Source organism: Streptomyces phaeolivaceus (assembly GCF_009184865.1).
Classification (GTDB): domain Bacteria; phylum Actinomycetota; class Actinomycetes; order Streptomycetales; family Streptomycetaceae; genus Streptomyces; species Streptomyces phaeolivaceus.
This window is the reverse complement of record NZ_CP045096.1, coordinates 242,596-260,158: the sequence shown is the minus strand read 5'-3', so window position 1 is coordinate 260,158 and position 17,563 is coordinate 242,596. Positions and strand designations below refer to the sequence as shown.

Here is a 17,563-nt window from a genome sequence, read left to right as displayed (position 1 = left end):
GGCTCTGTGGCTCCCGCAAACTAGAAGAGATCTCGAACAGAGGTCAACACATCTGCACACCAAATTTCATCAAGAACGCAGAGCGAGCCGCAGAACGAGCACGCGGGACAAGAAGGTGGAGGCAGCGGAACTACGAGCCGCCGAAGGCCAGTTCCGACCCGGTGAGCCGCACCCGGATGCCGTCCTCCTCCACCCGGACGTCCCGCAGCCGTACGTCCCCCCGCTCCGGCTCCGGCAGTTCGAAGGAGAGCGACAGCCGTTCGGCGAGGGCGGGCCGGGTGAGCCGGGACAGGGCGTCGAGCAGATCGGGGTCGAGGCCCAGACCGCGCGGCACCTCGGGGTTGTCCAGGGCCAGGTCGATGAGGTTGAGGCCCTCGGCCCGGCGGGCGAAGCGCGAGGAACCGGTCAGTTCGGCGAGTTCGCCGTCGTCGCCCAGGGCCTCGCGCGCGGTCGCGTCGGACATCCCCAGCCGCTTCACGATCGCCGGCACCGACAGCAGCGCCTTCGCCTTGCGGGTCTCCCGGGCCAGGTCGGCGGAGGCCTTCGGCGTCAGACGCAGACCGTCCGAGGGCCGGGTACCGGGGCGGTAGGTGGCCAGGTCCCCGATGTCCAGCCGCATCCCGCCGATCTCCGTCGCGATGCCGCGCTCGCCCTGCCGCTGGATCGTCGCCTCGGCGCGCAGCCGCAGATCACGCCCGGCCACCGGCAGGGTGCCGCGCGCCCGCACCCGGTCCCGGCCGTCACCGGTGAAAGTCACCTGGGACGCGCCGAGTTCGCGGTTGAGATCGGCGAAGGACAGCAGGACGTCGCCGTCCAGCCGGGGCACATGGGCGCCGCGCACCGAGGTGAGACCGTCGGCGTCCAGCCGGATGTCGTGGGCCGTCGCCGACACCTTCGCCAGCGACACCCGGTCGGCCGCCACGTCCGGCACGGTCAGCCGTACCGACTCCAGCCGCTTGCCCGCGAGTTGGGTGAGGAAGGGGAAGCCGCCGATCTCCACCTCGGGCGCCGCCGCCAGGTTCAGCCGGTCCTCCAGGGCGTCCGCGGCCCGGTGCTCCGCGTACAGCACGGCCCAGCGGTCGCCGAGGGCCGCGAACGAGGCGAGGACCACCAGGCCCACCACCGCCTTCACCGCGAGCGGCAGCCCGGCGAAACGGCCACGCCGCCGCCGGCCGCCCCGGCGATGCACGGGCGGGGTCCACTCCGGCTCCTGCTCCGCCTCGTTCCCCGGCCGGGCGGTGTCCTTGTCGAAGAACTCCTCCAGCGAGGTCGCTTCGAGCGGGCCGTCGTCGAGGGAGCCGAGTTCGTCGTACGGGTTGTGAGGCAGGTCGGAGGCGGCATCGGGCAGGTCGGAGCGGTCGTGGGCGTGCTGATGCGGATCTGTGCGGTGGGGGGAGCGCATCGCCTCATCCGAACATGTGCACCACCCCCGGCCGCAACCCGAACCCCGGGGATGCGATGTAGTTCACGATCGCGATCAGCTGCCGAAGCCGGTCCGGTACAGGTCGCGGAGCAACGCGATCTCGGCCATGTGGTGGATGAATTCGAGGTTGGACCCCGACAGGACGCCGAAGAACGGATCGTCCGGGGCGGAGCCGTACGGATACTGCGAGAAGCCGACCGTGTCGAGTTGCTCCTCGGTGACGCCGGCCACGCTGTCCCGCCAGCGGTCGACCACGGGCCAGAACGAGGCGAGGGCCGAGGCGGCGGACGGGTTGAAGTCGACGGCCAGTTTGGGATCCTGCCGCCGCGCGCCGAAGGTCCACTCCCAGCCGCCCGCGAACTGGACGTGCAGATGTGCCAGTCGCCACGCGATGGTCGTGACCGGCGTCCGGTCGGGCTCCGGTGCCCCGGTGTGGGTGAGAACCTCCTCGACCCTTGCGACGCTCACACTCCAGTCCTCGGCGATCTTCGCCACGGTCATACCGTCGGCGGCCTGCCGGGCGACCTCGGCGTACTCGCTCGCCGGGATGTCCGGGGCACCCAGGTCGAGCACCCACTCACCCGGCCCGAACGCCCGGGGCGTGGTCGCCTCCTCCCGGCGCCGGATCGACCAGCAACCGGGCACCGGCTCCCACAGATACTCCTCGTCGCCCAGCCCCGTCAGCCGCACCCCGGCCATCTCCCTGGCCTGGTCGAACTGCTCCAGCAACAGCCCCAGACGGCCCACCCGTACACCCCCGGTCCCCGCCGCCTCCATCCCCGTGCCCGTCCCCGTGCCCGTCCCCGTGCCCGTGCCCGTCCGCATCCCCGGTCCCCCTCCTCGGTCGTGCGCCCGGCTCGGGGGCGTCACGGTTCCCAGGGGCCGACGCGGTCCATGCGGCGGCGCTGCTGCCGCGCCGTGGGCACGTCGAGCCCCTGGCCGCGCGCGGTCAGCCGGTCGGCGACGGCACCGCGGTGCTCGACCGGCTTGTGGTCGTCGTACTTGAACTTGGCCTGTACGTCGGTGACTTCGAGACGCAGCCCGCGGATACCGGACAGCATCCGGCCGTAGGGCGGCCGGTCCACGGCGACCGGGGCGTGATCGCCGCCGGGCTGGAAGTGGGCGAGCTGACGGCGCAGCAGCTCGGCCTTGGCCTCGGGGTCGTCGACGAGGTGGGCCCGGCAGGTGAACTGGACGGCCGTGAAGTAGCTGGTGGGTACGCCGTCGGCGGGCGGGGTACCGGCGCCCGCGCGCCAGGGGCCCGGGACGAAGGCGTAGTCGCCGAAGACGGTGAACAGGACGTTCGGGTCGTCCTCGATCGCCTTCCAGACCGGGTTGGGCCGGGCGAGATGGATCAGCAGGTGGTTCCCGCCGTCGGTGGAGACTTCGGTGGGGTCGACGGTGGGGTCGACGGTGAAATGGGTGGGCACGGCGACGGGTGGACGGCCGGGCGGGCCGTTGACGGTGAGCTGCCCGAAGTCGTGGCCGTCGGCGATCCACGTCCGCCATTCCGCCGCGTCGAGGCTCGCGTCCCAGGGCTGGACGAACATGCTGGTCTCCCCACGCTCATATCATCGGAACGACCGAACCGTACAACGGAACGACCGATCCGTGTCAACCGAACGACCGCACGGTGCAGCAGGATGGTCCATGCTGGGGCGGAGTTTCAGGACGAGGACGGAGATCTGATGGTCGAGACGGCGGCGGCCCTGCGGACGGTCGCGCACAATGTGCGGGTGGCCCGCACCCGCGCGGGCCTGTCCCTGGAGGAGCTCAGCCGGCGCTCCCAGGTGAGCAAAGGCGCCCTGGTGGCGCTGGAGAAGGCCCAGGGCAACCCCAATCTGGCCACCCTGGTCCGGCTGGCCGACACCCTCGGCATCTCGGTGTCCGCCCTGATGCAGGGACCGCCCGAGGGCCATGTCCGTGTCGTGGCCGCCGACGCCGTGGCCCCGCTGTGGACCGGCGACCGGGGCGGCGAGGCCCGGCTGATGCTGACGACCTCCGGCCCGGCGCCGGTCGAGGTCTGGCGCTGGCGCCTGGAACCGGACGAGGAGTACCCGAGCCACCCCCACCAGGCTGGGGTCGTGGAGACGATCAGTGTCACCGCCGGCCGGATGACCCTGATCGTCGACGGCACCGCGCACGCCCTGGAGGCCGGGCAGACCGCCACGTTCGACGGCGACACCGCCCACACCTATCGCGGCGCCGGCACGGAGACCTGCACCCTGATCATGACGGTCCAGCTGCCACCCGGCCCGGCCTCCGCGGGCTGATCCACGGGGCTGCGCCCCCGCGGACGCCAAGACGGTGACGGGATCAGTAACCTGAGTTCAGTTCTGGTCAGGGCTCCACCCGGGTCGATCGGGGGGACCAGCCGGGGATCAGCCGGGGATCAGTACGGCACGCCCTCGCACCCGGCCGGAACGCAGCGCGTCGATCGCCTCCGGGGCGCGCGACAGCGGGAACCGCTCGGTCGCGACCCGCACGGCACCGGAGCGGGCCAGCGCCACGACCTGCTCCAGATCGGGCCGGGTGCCCCAGAACGGCAGGGAGATCCGCAAGCCCGGAGGGAGCGCCCCGGGCTTGCGGACCGTCAGTTCCCCGCCGCCGCTGCCGACGAGCGAGAGGGCGCCGCCCGCCCGCAGCACGCTCAGCCCCAACCCGAGCGTGGCGGACGTGCCGACGAAGTCCAGAACGGCGTCGACGCCCGCGTCACCGGTCCGCTTGCGCAGCGCGTCCGCCGTGTCCGCCCGGACGACCGTCCCGAAGTGCGCGCCGCACTCGTCGGCGAGGGCGATCGCCTCCTCCCGTACGTCCACCGCGAGCACCCGGGCGGAGGTGATGGCCCGGAGGATCTGCACCGCCAGATGCCCCAGCCCACCGACGCCGATCACGACCACGTTCGCGCCGTCGACGTCGCCACCGGTGCTGCCGGGACCGCCGGTACCGCCGGTACCGCCGGTACCGCCCCCGTTCTCGCCGCCGTTCCGGCCGCCGTTCCGGCCGCCGCTCCGGTCGCCGCCGGGTGTCGGCCGAAGTCCCGCCACCGCGTGGTACGAGGTCAGCCCCGCGTCGGACAGCGGGGCGGCCTGGGCGGGGTCGAGGTCGCCGACCGGCAGCAGGAGGCGCCCGGACGGGACGAGCAGGAAGTCGGCGAGACCGCCGTCGCGCCCGAGTCCGGCACCGGTCCCGGCGCGGGCCGCGTCCAGGGCGGCGCGCCGGTCGCAGTAGTTCTCCGCGCCGACGGCGCAGCGCCCGCACCGCCCGCAGCCCCAGGGGCCGTACACGACCACCCGCTCCCCGATCCGGGGCCCGACGGCGTCCGGGCCCCGCTCCACCACCCGGCCGGCCACCTCGTGCCCGAGCGTGAACGGCGGCGCGTACGGCAGGGTGCCGGGCCGTGCGCCGAGGACGTGCAGGTCGGAGCCGCACAGCCCGGCCGCCTCGACCCGTATCAGCACCTCCTCGCCGCTCGGTGAGGGGCGCTCCACATCGGTGAGCACCGCTGGGGCGCCCCAGTGGGTCAGCCGGACCGCTCGCATTCGGCCCTCCCGCCTCCCGCTCGCCCGCCTCCCGGCGCGACCTGTTGACATGCGCGCCACCTTAGCAAAAATGAAGTCAGTTCAGTAGATGGTGACAGTGTGAAGGCGGGTGGCCCGATGGGCGGCAGGGACGCGAAGCACGGCCGATTCACGGGGCGGGTCGCGCTGGTCACCGGCGCGGGCTCCGGGATCGGCAGGGCGGTCGCCCGGGGGCTGGCCGCCCAGGGCGCCGAAGCCGTCGTCGTCGCGGACATCGACGGCCCGGCGGCCGAGGTGGTCGCCGAGGAGCTGGCCGCGGGGCGGGCGGTCGCCCTGGACGTGGCGGACGCCGACCAGGTCGACCGGGTGCTCGACGAGACCGTGGGGCTGCACGGCCGACTGGACGTGATGGTGCACGCGGCGGGGGTCGACGATCCCACCGTGAAGCAGTGGCTGGCCGAAGCCGTGCTGGCCGGCCGGCCGCCCGAGGTGACCACACGCCTCGGCGTCGAGGCGTGGCGACGGGTCCTCGGGATCAACCTCGACGGCACCTTCCACGTCCTGCGCGCCGCCCTGCGGGCCATGCGCCCGAACCGGTCGGGAGCCGTCGTCACCTTCGGCTCCTCCGCGGCCTTCGACACACTCACCGGCTATCCGCACTACGCGGCCTCCAAGGCCGGCGTGCACGCGCTCAGCCAGTCCGTGGCCAAGGAGGCCATCGCGTTCGGCGTACGCGTCAACACCGTGGCCCCCGGTCCCACCGAGACCGGGATGGCCGCCCACACCCCGGCGGTGCTGCGCGAGGGCTTCGCCGACCCCCGGGTGCGGCCGTACGCCACGCCGGAGGAGATCGCCGACGTCGCGCTGTTCCTGGCGAGCGACGAGGCCGCCAACCTCGTCGGCGCGGTACTCCTGGCCAACGGCGGCCGGTTCACGGCATAGCCGACGGCACCGGCGCCGAGACCGGCACCGGCACCGGCACCGGCACCGGCACCGAGACGAAGGCCTCGGCCCGCCGGGCGACCACACCCGACCGCGACCACACCCGACCGCGACCGCGACCGCGATACACGACCGCGACACCTGACCGCGACACACGAACTGCGACACACGAACTGCGACACACGAACTGCGTGCGGGAGGCCCGATGTTCCGGCTCGATGTGGATCCGGCGTTGCTGGGGGAGACGGGGGAACGGCGGCAGTTGCGCGCCGTGCTCCGGGAGTTCCTCGCACAGACGTGCGGGCCCGAGGAGGTGCGCGGGCAGACGGCCGGTCCGCACGGGTTCGACCCGGTGCTCTGGGAGCGGCTCGCCGGGGAGATCGGGGTGCACGGACTCGCGCTGCCCGAGGAGTACGGGGGAGCCGGGGGCTCGTTCGCCGATCTCGCCGTGGCGCTGGAGGAGACCGGCCGCGTCCTGTGTCCCGCGCCGCTGCTCCCGACCGTCGTGCTCGCCGCGCACACCCTGCTGCTCTGCGGCGACCGGGCGGCGTGCGAGCGCCTGCTGCCGGGGATCGCCTCGGGCGCGCTCACCGCAACCGTCGCGGGGTTCGCGCACCCGGAGCGGATCACCGCCGAGCGTGGCCCGGACGGCTGGCTGTTGCGCGGCGAGGCGGACTTCGTGCCCGACGGTGAGGGCGCCGACGTGGTGCTGGTCACTGCCCGGACGTCGGACGGGCCACGGCTGTTCGCCTGCGAGCCGGACGCCGGCGGCTGCGACCGGGTGGCCCGGCGGGTGCTGGACCCCACCCGCCGTCAGGCCCTGCTCCGCTTCCGGGGGGCGCCCGCCGCACCGGTCGGGGAGGCGGGACAGGCGCCCGGCGTCGTCGACGCGGTCCTGGACGCCGGGCGGACGGCGCTGGCCGCCGAACAGGTCGGCGGCTGCGCCCACGCGCTCGACGCGGTCGTGGAGTATGTGTCGCACCGAACTCAGTTCGGTCGCGTGATCGGGTCGTTCCAAGCGGTCAAGCACCGCCTGGCCGATCTGCTGGTCGAGGTCGAGGCGGCGAGGTCGGCGTCCGGATGGGCGACCGCCTGTCTCGCGGCCCCGGAGGCGGGGGAGGTGCGCGTGGCGGCGAGCGCCGCCGCAGTGGTGTGCGCCACCGCCTACCGGCGGGCCGCGGCCGAATACGTGCAGCTCCACGGAGGGATCGGCTTCACCTGGGAGCACCCGGCCCACCTCTATGTACGCAGGGCGCGGGCCGACGAGGCGCTGTTCGGCACGGCGGACGACCACCGGGTCCGGCTGGCCGGGATCCTCGGCCTCGCCGGGCCGCCGGGCTGGTTCCGCTCCGGCGCCCCATCGGCCGGGCCGTGCCGCAGGGCCTGTTGACAGGGCGCCCGACGACCCCGAGAATCAAATGAATTCAGTTCAGTTTCAGGGAGTGAAGGAGAGAGCGGATGGCAGTCGAGGACGAGATCCAGTTCGAGCGGGACGGCCATGTGGCCCGGGTCTGGCTCAACCGGCCGCACAAGAAGAACTGCGTGACCGTGCCGATCCTGAACCGGCTGGACGAGATCATCACCGAGGTCGACGCCGACCCCGAGCTGCGTGTGCTGATCCTGCGCGGGCGCGGCAACACCTTCTGCTCCGGGTTCGACCTGGACAGCCTCAAGGCCGACTTCATCGGCAGCTCCACCGCCATCGACGTCGCCGTGTTGTCGGCGAAGGTGTGCGACCGGCTCTACTCGATGCGGACCCCGTCGATCGCGGTGCTCGAAGGACACGTGACGGCAGGCGGATTCGAGCTGATGATCTCCTGCGACTTCGCCATCGCCGCGGACGACGCCCTCATCGGCGACTTCCACATCCGCCGCGCGCTCTTCGGCGGTGCCGGCCCGATCTACCGCGTGCCCCGCATGATCGGCGTCCGCAAGACCAAGGAGCTGATGCTCACCGGCAAGCTGCTCACCGGAGTGGAGGCCGCCGAGTTCGGTCTGATCAACGACTCCGCGCCCGCCGACAAACTCGACGCCACGGTCGAGGAGTTCGCCGGACAGCTCACGGACAAGAGCCCGTTCACCATGTGGATCACCAAGATGACCATCGACCGGAGCCTCGACGCCGACATCCAGTCCCTGATGGTCATGGAGCACCTCGCGGTCGGCGTCATGCTCAACTCCGAGGACGCGGCCGAGGGTGTCTCCGCTTTCCTGGAGAAGCGCGAGGCGAAGTGGAAGGGGCGCTGACAGCCGTGCCCGTCACCGGGCCCGCGTTGCGCGGGTCCCGCTGCGCGGCCTGCGCGGTGACCGTCCACCCGGCGGACCCCGGCTGCCCGAGCTGCGGGGGCCCCGCCGAGCCGGTCGCCCTTTCCACCACGGGCACCGTGTGGACATGGACCGTGCAGCGGTACGCGCCCAAGTCGCCGCCGTACGTGGTGCCCGAGGGCGGCGGCTTCCGGCCGTTCGTGGTCGGCTACGTCGAACTCCCCGAGGGCGTACGGATCCTGGCGGTCCTGGACGGCGTACGGCCCGACGAGATGAGGATCGACATGCCGGTCGTGATCACGGCGGGCGACGGCGTGCCGCGTGCCCGCCCGGCGGACCCGGACAGCCTGCCGCGCGCCCGCCCGGCCCGCCAGGAAGGAGGCGTTTCGTGAGCGCCGACGACGTCCTGGTCTGCGGTGTCGGCATCACCCCGTTCGGCCGGTCGGAGGCCACGGGAAGGCAGCTGGCGGTGGAGGCCGTGCACACGGCGCTGGCCGACGCCGGGCTGCCGTGGTCCCGGGTGCGGGCCGCGTTCGGCGGCAGCGACGCGGCCGGCAACGCCGACACCCTGGTCACCCGACTCGGCCTCACCGGAGTGCCGTTCGTCAACGTCCGCAACGGCTGCGCCACGGGCGGCAGCGCCCTGGTGTCCGCCGTCAACGCGCTCCGCGCCGGCGCCGCCGACGTGGCCCTCGCCGTCGGCTTCGACAAGCACCCGCGCGGCGCGTTCGACCCGCGCCCCGCCGACTGGGGCCTGGACGAGGCGTACGGCGCCGAGGGCCTCATGGTGACCACCCAGTTCTTCGCCATGAAGATCCAGCGGTACATGCACGACCACGGCATCACCCCGCACACCCTCGCCCTGGTCGCCGAGAAGGCGTACGCCAACGGGGTCCGCAACCCCCATGCCTGGCGCCGCGAGCCGCTGACCGCCGACGAGATCCTGGCCTCGGGCATGGTCAACGACCCGCTGACCCGCTACATGTTCTGCTCACCCGGGCAGGGCGCGGTCGCGCTGGTGCTGTGCAACCGCGCGGTCGCCCGGGAACTGGGCGGTGCCGCCGCCCCGGTCGCCCTGCGCGCGGCCGTCGTCCGCACCCGGCGGTTCGGCTCCTTCGAGGTGTTCAGCCCCTGGGCACCCGGTGGCACACCGACCTCCGTCAGTACGGACGCCGCCCGCGCCGCCTTCGAGGAGGCCGGGACCGGCCCGGACGACATCGACGTGTGCCAGCTCCAGGACACCGAGAGCGGCGCCGAGGTGATGCACATGGCCGAGTGCGGATTCTGCGAGCACGGCGAACAGAGGTGGCTGCTCGCCTCCGGCGCGACCGCGATCGGCGGCGCGCTGCCGGTCAACACCGACGGCGGCTGCATCGCCAACGGCGAGCCCATCGGGGCCTCCGGGCTGCGCCAGGTCCACGAGATCGTCCAGCAGTTGCGCGGCCGGGCGGGCGAACGCCAGGTACCGGGCGAGCCACGCACCGGCTTCACCCATGTCTACGGAGCACCCGGTGTCAGCGCCTGCACCGTACTGACCCGCTGAACGGAACAGACAACGGAACAGACAACGGAACAGACACAGAGCAGACACAGAACAGATGGGAAGGGAGGGGAGGGAGGTGACGCGTACACCCACGGGCCCGGCACCCGTACCGGAGCCCGAGGAGTTCCGTGCCGAGGCCCGCCGCTGGCTGTCGAAGGTGGCGGACCACCGGGGGCCCCAGGGCCGCGAGTGGGGTCACGGCGACGACTCCGTGGCCGTGTTCGAGAACTGGACCGAGGACGAGGAACACGCGCACACCGCACGCATCCGTGCCTGGGAACGCGTCCGCCACGACCAGGGCTGGGGCGCCCTCGGCTGGCCCGAGGAGTACGGCGGCCGTGAACTGCCCGCGTACTACGAGCAGTTGTACCGCGCCGAGGAGGCCGCCTTCGACGTGCCCCGGCGCACCGAGATCTTCCCTGTCACCCAGCAGCTGGTGGCCCCGGCGATCCGGATCTGGGGCACCGACGAGCAGAAGCGGCGCTGGCTGCGGCCCATGCTCCGCACCGACGAACTCGCCTGCCAGCTCTTCTCCGAGACCGAGGCCGGCTCCGATCTGGCCGCCGTCCGCACGAAGGCGGTCCGCGACGCGGACGGTGACGGCTGGGTGCTGCGCGGCCACAAGGTCTGGACGTCCGGCGCCCGCGTCGCCACCTGGGGAGTCGCCGTCTGCCGCACCGACCCCGACGCGCCCAAGCACGCCGGCATCACGGTCTTCCTGGTCCGGATGGACGCCCCCGGCGTCACCGTACGCCCGATCCGGCAGATGACCGGCGGCTCCAGCTTCAACGAGGTCTACCTCGACGACGTCCGGGTCCCCGACACCGACCGGCTCGGTCCCGTCGGCGCGGGCTGGCGGGTGACGCTCACCGTCCTCGCCGCCGAACGCCTGGACTCCGGCACCCTCGGCCTGGACAACGCCGACCGCGCGCTCGACCTCGCCCGGAACCTGCCCCGCCCGCTCACCGGCGGTGAACAGCAGCAGGCCGCCGACCTGTTCGTCCGCACCCTCGTCCAGCGGCTCATCGGCCTGCGGGTCACGGCGGCCCTGGTCGCCGGCCGTGAGCCCGGCGCCGAGGCCTCCGTCGGCAAGCTCTACGCCACCGCGACCATGCGCGCCACCACCGACCTCGTCCAACAACTGCTCGGCCCGCGCCTCGCCGCCGACACCGGCGAGTGGGGCACCTTCGCCTGGACCGAGCATCTGCTCGGCGCCCCCGGCTACAGCATCGCGGGCGGCAGCGACGAGATCCAGCGCGACATCCTGGCGGAACGGGTCCTGGGCCTGCCCAGAGAGCCCAGACCCGCCGAGCCGCACGCCAGGACGCCGAAGGAGGTGGCGAGTTGAGCACGCTCGCCGAGACGGCCGAACTCGCCGGACGCGTACGCGAATGGCTCGCCGCGCTCCACCCCGGCCAACCGCTCGGCGCCCTGGAGACCCTGCCCGGCGGCCACTCCGGCCTCACCTACTCCGTCACCGCCGGCCCCACCGCGTACGTCGTCAAGGCCGTCCCTCCCGGGCAGCGGCCGGTCGGCCGGAACGACGTCCTGCGCCAGGCCCGCGCCCTGCGCGCCCTCGCCGGCGCTGTTCCCGTGCCGGACGTCCTCGCCCTGGACGAACGCGAACCGGCCTGGTTCGCCATGGAGTTCGTGTCCGGCGAGGCGATCGAACCCGTCCTCGACGACCACCTCCTCGACCCCGGCCTGTGCCGGACGAGGATGCTGGCGCTCGCGGGCGTCCTGAGCCGACTGCACCGGACCGGGGCACCGGACCTGGAGGGAGCGGCCCCGCTCGACCCGGCCGCCGAACTCGACCGGTGGAGCCGCACCATGCGGGCCGTACCGGACGAACTACGGCCGGGGGGCGCGGAGTTGCTCGACCGACTGGCCGCGCACATCCCCGCCGGGCTGCCGCCGGTCCTCACCCACGGCGACTTCCGGCTCGGCAACGCGCTCTGTGTCGGTGAGACCCCCGTGGCCGTCATCGACTGGGAGATATGGGAGTTCGGCGACCCACGCACCGACCTCGGCTGGTCCCTGCTCTTCACCGACCACCACAACTTCCCCCGACTGGGCCGCGAGATCCCCGGTCTGCCCACCGAGGACGAACTGCTGGCCGCCTACCTCGACGGCCGCCCCGCCCCGCCCGCCCTCGACTGGTTCCGTGCCCTGGCCCGCACCAAGATGGCCGCGATCATGGGCCACAATCTGCGCCGCCACCGCGAGGGCAAGCACCACGACCCGGACCAGGAACGACTGCCCCCGACCATCGCGGCGATGATCCGCACCGCCCGGGACATCCTCGGCTGAGGCGACATCCTCGGATCGAGGAGAAGGAGCGACACGCGCATGGACTTCGAGCTGTCCCCGAGGACACGGGAACTGCGCACGCGTATGGCCGCGTTCATGGAGGAGTACGTCCTCCCCGCCGAGGCCGTCCACGACCGCCAACTCGCCGAGGCGGACAACCCCCACCGACAGCCCGCCATCATGCGGGAGTTGCAGGAGAAGGCCCGTGCCGAGGGCCTGTGGAACCTGTTCCTCGCGCACGGCGACCGGGGCGCGGGCCTCACCAACCTCGAATACGCCCCGCTCGCCGAGCTGGCCGGACGGTCCGTCATGGGCCCCGAGGTGTTCAACTGCTCCGCCCCCGACACCGGCAACATGGAACTGCTCGCCCTCTACGGCACCCCCGAGCAGCAGGACCGCTGGCTGCGGCCCCTGCTGACCGCCGAGATCCGGTCCTGCTTCGCCATGACCGAGCCCGAGGTCGCCAGCTCCGACGCGCGCAACATCCGTACCCGTATCACCCGCGACGGCGACTCCTACGTCGTCGACGGCCACAAGTGGTACACCTCCGGGATCCTCGACCCCGACTGCGCGCTGATCATCCTCATGGGGGTGACCGACCCGGACGCGGACACCTACCGGCAGCAGAGCATGCTGCTCATCCCGCGCGACACCCCCGGCATCACCGTCCTGCGGGATCTGCCGATGTTCGGCTACACCGACCGCTGCGGCCACGGCGACGTGCTCTTCGAGGACGTACGCGTCCCCGTCGGGAACCTCCTCGTCGGGGAGGGGGAGGGCTTCGCGCTCGCGCAGGGGCGGCTCGGCCCCGGCCGGATGCACTACGCCATGCGCGCCGTCGGCTTCGCCGAACGGGCCCTGGACCTGATGTGCCGCCGCACCCTCACCCGGACCGCGTTCGGCGGGCCCCTGGCCGAGCAGGGCGTCGTCCGCGAATGGATCGCCCGCAGCCGTATCGAGATCGAGCAGCTCCGGCTGCTGGTCCTCAAGTCGGCCTGGCTGATGGACACCCGGGGCAACGCCGCCGCCCGCACCGAGGTCGCCGCGATCAAGGTGGCCGCCCTGGAGGTGGCCCACCGGGTGGTGGACCGGGCCGTGCAGGCCCATGGCGCGGCCGGTGTCAGCGACGACACCGTGCTGGCCCGGCTGTACGCGATCACCCGGGCGCTGCGCATCGCGGACGGCCCGGACGAGGTCCATCTGCGCACGGTGGCCCGCCGGGAACTCGCCAAGTACGAGAAGGAGCAGGCGTGAACGGACATGTACCGCGGGCCGCCCAGGCCCTGCACGGCCGGGTCGCCGTGATCACCGGCGGCTCGCGCGGCATCGGCCTCGGCATCGCCACGGCCTACCGGCAGGCGGGCGCCCATGTCGTGATCGCCGCCCGCAAACCGGACGGGCTGGCCGCCGCGCGCGAGGAACTCCTGCGGACCAAGGGCGACGGCGACATCCACGAGGTCGTCGCCAACGCCGGGGAGCCCGAACAGGCCGAGCGCTGCGTCGAGGAGACCATGGCCCGCTTCGGCCGCCTCGACATCCTGGTCAACAACGCCGCCACCAACCCGTACATGGGCGACCTGCTCGACCTGGACGCACCGCGCGCGGAGAAGACCGTACGCGTCAACCAGTACGGGATGATCGCCTGGACGCGGTACGCGTGGCGGGCCTGGATGGCCGAGCACGGGGGAGCGGTCGTCAACATCGCCTCCGTGGGCGGTCTGATCGTCGACCCGCACATCGGCTGGTACAACGCCACCAAGGCGGCCATGCTGCATCTCACCCGGCAGCTCGCCTATGAACTCGGGCCCAGGGCACGGGTGAACGCGATCGCGCCAGGTCTGATCAAGACCGAACTGGCCCGGGCCGTCTGGGAACCGAGGGAGCCCATCCTCACCGCCAAGCTCCCATTGCGTCGACTGGGCACGGTCGAGGACGTGGCGAACGCGGCGCTCTTCCTGGCGTCCGACGCGTCCTCCTGGATGACCGGCCAGACGCTGGTCCTGGACGGCGGCGCCACGGTGCTGCCGATCGGGGTGGACACGTGACGGCCGGCCTCTTCTCCCTGCACGGCCGCACCGCCGTCGTCACGGGCGCCTCCTCTGGCCTCGGCGCCCGGTTCGCCACCGTCCTCGCCCAGGCGGGCGCCACCGTGTTCGCCGCGGCCCGGCGGCTGGACCGGCTGAAGGAACTGGCCGGCTCCGACCCCCGGATCCACCCCGTCGCCTGCGACGTCGCCCGCGACGAGGACCGCGTACGGCTCGCCGAGACCGTGCTCGCCGCCACCGGACGCATCGACGTGCTGGTCAACAACGCGGGCGCGCCCGGTGCCGTACGGGCCGAGGACGAGGGCGCCGACGACTTCGCCGCGGTGCTCGCGGTCAACCTCGTGGCGCCGTTCCACCTGGCGAGGCTGATGGCCGAGGCCGACGGCCCCGCCGGTCGCACCGGCTCGGTGGTGAACGTCTCGTCCGTGCTGGGGCTCGTCTCCGGCGCCCCGCTGGGCGGCGCCTCCTACGCCGCCTCGAAGGCGGGCCTGATCGGGCTCACCCGGGAACTCGCCGGACAGTGGGGCCCGGCCGGGATACGGGTGAACGCCCTCGCCCCCGGCTGGTTCCGCTCGGAGATGACCGACGACCTGTTCGCGGACGACCGTTCCCGCCGCTGGGTCGAACGGGGCACCATGCTCGGCCGGGGCGGCACCCCGGGCGAACTCGACGGCGCCCTGCTGTTCCTCGCCTCGGACGCCTCCTCGTACTGCACCGGCCAGGTCCTCACCGTCGACGGCGGATGGACGGCCCGATGAGCGCCGTCACCGTCCACGTCGACGAAACGGGCGTGGCGCACGTCGAGATGTGCCGTGAGCGGGCGGGCAACGCGATCGATCTGGCCCTGGCGACGGGACTGCTGACGGCCGCGCGGACCTGCGCCGGGACCGACGGCGTACGGGCGGTGCTGCTCACCGGGCGGGGGCGCTCCTTCTGTGTCGGGGGCGATCTGCGGGAGTTCTCCGGACTCTCCGGCGACCGGCTGGCCGCCCACCTGGGCCGGGTCACGGACGCGCTGCACGGCGCGCTGCGGGTGTTCGCCGCGCTGGACGCGCCGCTGGTGGCGGCCGTGCAGGGCGCCGCCGCGGGTGCCGGGCTCGGGCTCGCGGCAGCGGCGGATCTGACCCTGGCCGCCTCCGACGCCACGTTCGTCGCCGCCTACACCGGCATCGGATACTCCCCGGACGCCGGGGTCAGCTGGTCGCTGCCACGGCTCGTCGGCCCCAAACGGGCCCTGGACCTGCTGCTCACCAACCGGCGGATCACGGCGGCCGAGGCGGCGGACATGGGGCTCGTCAGCAGGGTCGTGGACGCGAGCCGGCTGACCGAGGAGGCGGAGAAGGCCGCCGAGGCGCTCGCCCGGGGGGCCACCGGGGCGTTCGGTGCCACCCGCAGGCTTGTCGCGGCGGGACTCTCCGAGGGCCTGGACGCCCACCTGGACGCGGAGGCCCGGCAGCTGGCCGAGGCCGCCGTCTCGGCCGAGGGCCGGGCGGGTGTGGCGGCCTTCCTGGCCCGGCGAAGGCCCGACCACGGCGTTTCCCGTGTCACCTGACTTCGTAACCGAGTTCAAGTAGGTCTACCCTCAGACATCCGATCGGCGACCGGCGCCGGTCATGGAGCGCAGGGAGAGCCGATGGCGAGGGCGCGGATCGTGGATCCGGACCAGGGACCCAGGTCCAAGCGGGCGGCCATTCTGGAGGCCGCGGTCGAGTACTTCGGCGAGACCGGCTACGAGACCACGAAATGGTCGGACGTGGCCGACCGGGTCGGCATCGGTCAGACCGCGCTCTACCACTACTTCGAGTCCAAGGCCCACTGCCTGCTCACGATCATGCGGCTGGAACTGCAGCGTTCCCACGACATGTTCACCGAGGCGACGGCCGACGAGGAGGACCCCGTCGAGGCGATCAAGGCCGGGACCCGCGCCGCCTTCGCGGTGTCCGAGCAGGAGATCCGGCAGATGCGCGTCCTCCAGGCCAACATGTCGCTGCTCGCCACGCCCCGGAAGTCCAAGCGCGAGGAGACCGAGCGGATCGCCGCCCGGCAGCTGGTGCAGATGGTCGAGCGGGACTGGACGAACCTGCTGGTGCGCGGCATGGCCAAGGGCGCCTTCCCGGTGCGCGACGCCCATATGCTCGGGCTGGCCGTGCTCGGGATGATCGTCAGCGTGTGGCGGTGGTACCGGCCCACCGGGGCCATCCCGCTGTCGGAGATCAGCGATCTGATCGAGGGATGCGTGGTGCGGATGGTCGGGGAACAGTGAAGTGACAGGGCAGTGCCCCGCCTCTTGTGTGGGCGGGGCACCCGTCCTATCCTCAAACTGAACTGAACTCAGGTTGAAGTCTGGCAGGGGAGAGGCGTAGACCATGGTGCTTCGCGAGTACATGGCCCGCATGGACGGCCAGGACCCCGACAAGGCCCTGGAACTCCTGGAGCCCGGGTTCCGCTTCCTCATCGCCCTGCCGACCGGCGAACGGACCGGTGAGTCGAAGGCCGACTTCGCCGCCTACATCGCCGGCCGGAACGCCGTGGACCGGGTGCACGAGATCGTCCGCGCCTCCGTGGACGGGGACCTCGAAACCGTGTACGGCTTCGTGGTGGACGGAGGTACGACGACCGGGGCGTTCCTGTCGGCCGCCGTCATCTCACCCTCCGGTCTGATGGCGCGCTACCAGTCCTTCTTCACCCCCGCCTTCCACCTCGTCGACCGGCCCTGAGCAGGAGGCACAGCGGATGCCCGCGACCCAGACCCCACCGTCCGCGACCGCACCGTTCCTGAGCGCGTGGTTCGCGCTCCTCGACGGTCCGGACGCGTCCCGGATCCTCGATCTCGTCAGCGACGACTTCTCGTTCTCCATCCTCTTCTCCACCGGCGGCGACGGCGCCACCGACTTCCACGGCGGCCGGACCGAGATGGAGGGCTATCTCGCACAGCGCGAGCGGGGCACCCGCACCCATCACCTGCTGACCGGCAGCGCCCAGGGCCACGACGAACTCTTCCTCGGCGAGGTCCGCCGCTCCGGCGAGCCCGAGGCGACCTTCGTGGCCTCCGCCCGGCTCGACCCCACCGGCAAGGTGCGCCGACTGCTCATCGGGCGGTCGCCCGCGGTGCTCTTCGCGTGACGCTTCTCGCCGACCCACCCGCTCTCACCCGGGAGATGGCATGTACAACCTCGTCCTGCTGGCCGCACGGCCGCCCGACTGGACCCATGAGCGGTTCATCGCCTGGTGGCGCGGCGAACACGCCGAACTGACCCGGCGGCTGCCCGGACTACGGTCCTGGCGGCACACCGAGATCGACGCGGCCCTGGAGCCCCGCTCCGAGGGCTGGGACGGCCTCTCGGTCCTCGGGTTCGACACCCCCGAGGACCTGCGCAAGGCACTGGACAGCCCCGAATGGGCGGCGGCCGTCGCCCAGGTCGGCGACATGCGGGGCCGCCGGATCGCCGTCATGGGCGACGAGCGGGAGTTGTACGCGGGCTGACCGCCCCGACGAACGAAAGGGCAGGGGCCG

At 72.8% G+C, this 17,563-nt stretch carries 20 protein-coding genes; 16 read left to right on the top strand and 4 right to left on the bottom strand.

Annotated features, from left to right (window positions below):
• Positions 1-130 precede the first annotated feature (130 nt).
• The 3 genes from F9278_RS01560 to F9278_RS01550 all read right to left on the bottom strand — a co-directional run bounded on the left by F9278_RS01560 (position 131) and on the right by F9278_RS01550 (position 2,973).
• Complete coding sequence (locus tag F9278_RS01560) at positions 131-1,402, bottom strand: LmeA family phospholipid-binding protein (protein WP_152166633.1); 1,272 nt, start codon at positions 1,400-1,402, stop codon at positions 131-133.
• 75 nt (positions 1,403-1,477) lie between these two features.
• On the bottom strand, positions 1,478-2,200 hold the full coding sequence (locus F9278_RS01555) for a DinB family protein (RefSeq protein WP_152173630.1): 723 nt from the start codon (positions 2,198-2,200) through the stop codon (positions 1,478-1,480).
• 89 nt (positions 2,201-2,289) lie between these two features.
• Positions 2,290-2,973 carry an FMN-binding negative transcriptional regulator gene (locus F9278_RS01550; RefSeq protein WP_152166632.1) on the bottom strand — a complete coding sequence of 228 codons (684 nt, stop codon included), beginning with the start codon at positions 2,971-2,973 and terminating at the stop codon, positions 2,290-2,292.
• A gap of 138 nt (positions 2,974-3,111) precedes the next feature.
• Between F9278_RS01550 and F9278_RS01545 the strand changes: the two genes are divergently transcribed.
• Positions 3,112-3,696, top strand: coding sequence for a helix-turn-helix domain-containing protein (locus F9278_RS01545; RefSeq protein WP_152166631.1), 585 nt, complete (start codon positions 3,112-3,114; stop codon positions 3,694-3,696).
• 108 nt (positions 3,697-3,804) lie between these two features.
• Here F9278_RS01545 and F9278_RS01540 read toward each other — a convergent pair whose 3' ends face one another.
• Positions 3,805-4,965: an alcohol dehydrogenase catalytic domain-containing protein gene (locus F9278_RS01540; RefSeq protein ID WP_152166630.1), complete on the bottom strand. Its 1,161-nt coding sequence runs from the start codon at positions 4,963-4,965 to the stop codon at positions 3,805-3,807.
• Positions 4,966-5,082: 117 nt separating this feature from the next.
• Between F9278_RS01540 and F9278_RS01535 the strand changes: the two genes are divergently transcribed.
• The 15 genes from F9278_RS01535 (at position 5,083) to F9278_RS01465 (ending at position 17,533) form a co-directional block, all read left to right on the top strand.
• A complete protein-coding gene (locus F9278_RS01535; RefSeq protein ID WP_152166629.1) occupies positions 5,083-5,886 on the top strand; it encodes an SDR family NAD(P)-dependent oxidoreductase in 804 nt (267 codons plus the stop codon).
• A 205-nt stretch (positions 5,887-6,091) separates the two neighbouring features.
• Entirely contained in the window at positions 6,092-7,276 is a 1,185-nt protein-coding gene (locus F9278_RS01530; RefSeq protein ID WP_152166628.1) for an acyl-CoA dehydrogenase family protein, read from the top strand.
• 68 nt (positions 7,277-7,344) lie between these two features.
• A complete protein-coding gene (locus tag F9278_RS01525; RefSeq protein ID WP_152166627.1) occupies positions 7,345-8,133 on the top strand; it encodes an enoyl-CoA hydratase/isomerase family protein in 789 nt (262 codons plus the stop codon).
• Positions 8,134-8,138: 5 nt separating this feature from the next.
• Positions 8,139-8,543, top strand: coding sequence for a Zn-ribbon domain-containing OB-fold protein (locus F9278_RS01520; RefSeq protein WP_226966585.1), 405 nt, complete (start codon positions 8,139-8,141; stop codon positions 8,541-8,543).
• Positions 8,540-9,694, top strand: a complete 1,155-nt coding sequence (locus F9278_RS01515) for a thiolase family protein (RefSeq protein WP_152166625.1) — start codon at positions 8,540-8,542, stop codon at positions 9,692-9,694. The genes F9278_RS01520 and F9278_RS01515 overlap by 4 nt, the downstream gene beginning before the upstream one ends.
• A gap of 76 nt (positions 9,695-9,770) precedes the next feature.
• Complete coding sequence (locus F9278_RS01510) at positions 9,771-11,042, top strand: acyl-CoA dehydrogenase family protein (protein WP_226966584.1); 1,272 nt, start codon at positions 9,771-9,773, stop codon at positions 11,040-11,042.
• Complete coding sequence (locus F9278_RS01505) at positions 11,039-12,004, top strand: phosphotransferase family protein (protein WP_152166623.1); 966 nt, start codon at positions 11,039-11,041, stop codon at positions 12,002-12,004. The genes F9278_RS01510 and F9278_RS01505 overlap by 4 nt, the downstream gene beginning before the upstream one ends.
• Positions 12,005-12,043: 39 nt before the next feature.
• Complete coding sequence (locus tag F9278_RS01500; RefSeq protein ID WP_152166622.1) at positions 12,044-13,258, top strand: acyl-CoA dehydrogenase family protein; 1,215 nt, start codon at positions 12,044-12,046, stop codon at positions 13,256-13,258.
• Positions 13,255-14,049 carry an SDR family oxidoreductase gene (locus tag F9278_RS01495; protein WP_152166621.1) on the top strand — a complete coding sequence of 265 codons (795 nt, stop codon included), beginning with the start codon at positions 13,255-13,257 and terminating at the stop codon, positions 14,047-14,049. The genes F9278_RS01500 and F9278_RS01495 overlap by 4 nt, the downstream gene beginning before the upstream one ends.
• A complete protein-coding gene (locus F9278_RS01490) occupies positions 14,046-14,807 on the top strand; it encodes an SDR family NAD(P)-dependent oxidoreductase (protein WP_152166620.1) in 762 nt (253 codons plus the stop codon). Before F9278_RS01495 ends, F9278_RS01490 begins: the two co-directional genes overlap by 4 nt.
• Positions 14,804-15,601, top strand: coding sequence for an enoyl-CoA hydratase/isomerase family protein (locus F9278_RS01485; RefSeq protein WP_226966583.1), 798 nt, complete (start codon positions 14,804-14,806; stop codon positions 15,599-15,601). Before F9278_RS01490 ends, F9278_RS01485 begins: the two co-directional genes overlap by 4 nt.
• Before the next feature lie 81 nt (positions 15,602-15,682).
• Positions 15,683-16,312, top strand: coding sequence for a TetR/AcrR family transcriptional regulator (locus F9278_RS01480; protein ID WP_152166618.1), 630 nt, complete (start codon positions 15,683-15,685; stop codon positions 16,310-16,312).
• Positions 16,313-16,415: 103 nt separating this feature from the next.
• Positions 16,416-16,766, top strand: a complete 351-nt coding sequence (locus F9278_RS01475) for a nuclear transport factor 2 family protein (protein ID WP_152166617.1) — start codon at positions 16,416-16,418, stop codon at positions 16,764-16,766.
• Between the two features lie 16 nt (positions 16,767-16,782).
• Entirely contained in the window at positions 16,783-17,172 is a 390-nt protein-coding gene (locus F9278_RS01470; RefSeq protein ID WP_152166616.1) for a hypothetical protein, read from the top strand.
• A gap of 40 nt (positions 17,173-17,212) precedes the next feature.
• On the top strand, positions 17,213-17,533 hold the full coding sequence (locus tag F9278_RS01465) for an EthD family reductase (protein ID WP_152166615.1): 321 nt from the start codon (positions 17,213-17,215) through the stop codon (positions 17,531-17,533).
• The last annotated feature ends 30 nt before the right edge of the window (positions 17,534-17,563 follow it).

Excerpts from the sequence above, each read along its gene's own strand:
- F9278_RS01560 (WP_152166633.1), bottom strand. The coding sequence starts at position 1,402 with ATGCGCTCCCCCCACCGCACAGATCCGCATCAGCACGCCCACGACCGC.
- F9278_RS01555 (WP_152173630.1), bottom strand. The coding sequence starts at position 2,200 with ATGGAGGCGGCGGGGACCGGGGGTGTACGGGTGGGCCGTCTGGGGCTG.
- F9278_RS01550 (WP_152166632.1), bottom strand. The coding sequence starts at position 2,973 with ATGTTCGTCCAGCCCTGGGACGCGAGCCTCGACGCGGCGGAATGGCGG.
- F9278_RS01545 (WP_152166631.1), top strand. The coding sequence starts at position 3,112 with ATGGTCGAGACGGCGGCGGCCCTGCGGACGGTCGCGCACAATGTGCGG.
- F9278_RS01540 (WP_152166630.1), bottom strand. The coding sequence starts at position 4,965 with ATGCGAGCGGTCCGGCTGACCCACTGGGGCGCCCCAGCGGTGCTCACC.
- F9278_RS01535 (WP_152166629.1), top strand. The coding sequence starts at position 5,083 with ATGGGCGGCAGGGACGCGAAGCACGGCCGATTCACGGGGCGGGTCGCG.
- F9278_RS01530 (WP_152166628.1), top strand. The coding sequence starts at position 6,092 with ATGTTCCGGCTCGATGTGGATCCGGCGTTGCTGGGGGAGACGGGGGAA.
- F9278_RS01525 (WP_152166627.1), top strand. The coding sequence starts at position 7,345 with ATGGCAGTCGAGGACGAGATCCAGTTCGAGCGGGACGGCCATGTGGCC.
- F9278_RS01500 (WP_152166622.1), top strand. The coding sequence starts at position 12,044 with ATGGACTTCGAGCTGTCCCCGAGGACACGGGAACTGCGCACGCGTATG.
- F9278_RS01485 (WP_226966583.1), top strand. The coding sequence starts at position 14,804 with ATGAGCGCCGTCACCGTCCACGTCGACGAAACGGGCGTGGCGCACGTC.
- F9278_RS01480 (WP_152166618.1), top strand. The coding sequence starts at position 15,683 with ATGGCGAGGGCGCGGATCGTGGATCCGGACCAGGGACCCAGGTCCAAG.
- F9278_RS01475 (WP_152166617.1), top strand. The coding sequence starts at position 16,416 with ATGGTGCTTCGCGAGTACATGGCCCGCATGGACGGCCAGGACCCCGAC.
- F9278_RS01470 (WP_152166616.1), top strand. The coding sequence starts at position 16,783 with ATGCCCGCGACCCAGACCCCACCGTCCGCGACCGCACCGTTCCTGAGC.
- F9278_RS01465 (WP_152166615.1), top strand. The coding sequence starts at position 17,213 with ATGTACAACCTCGTCCTGCTGGCCGCACGGCCGCCCGACTGGACCCAT.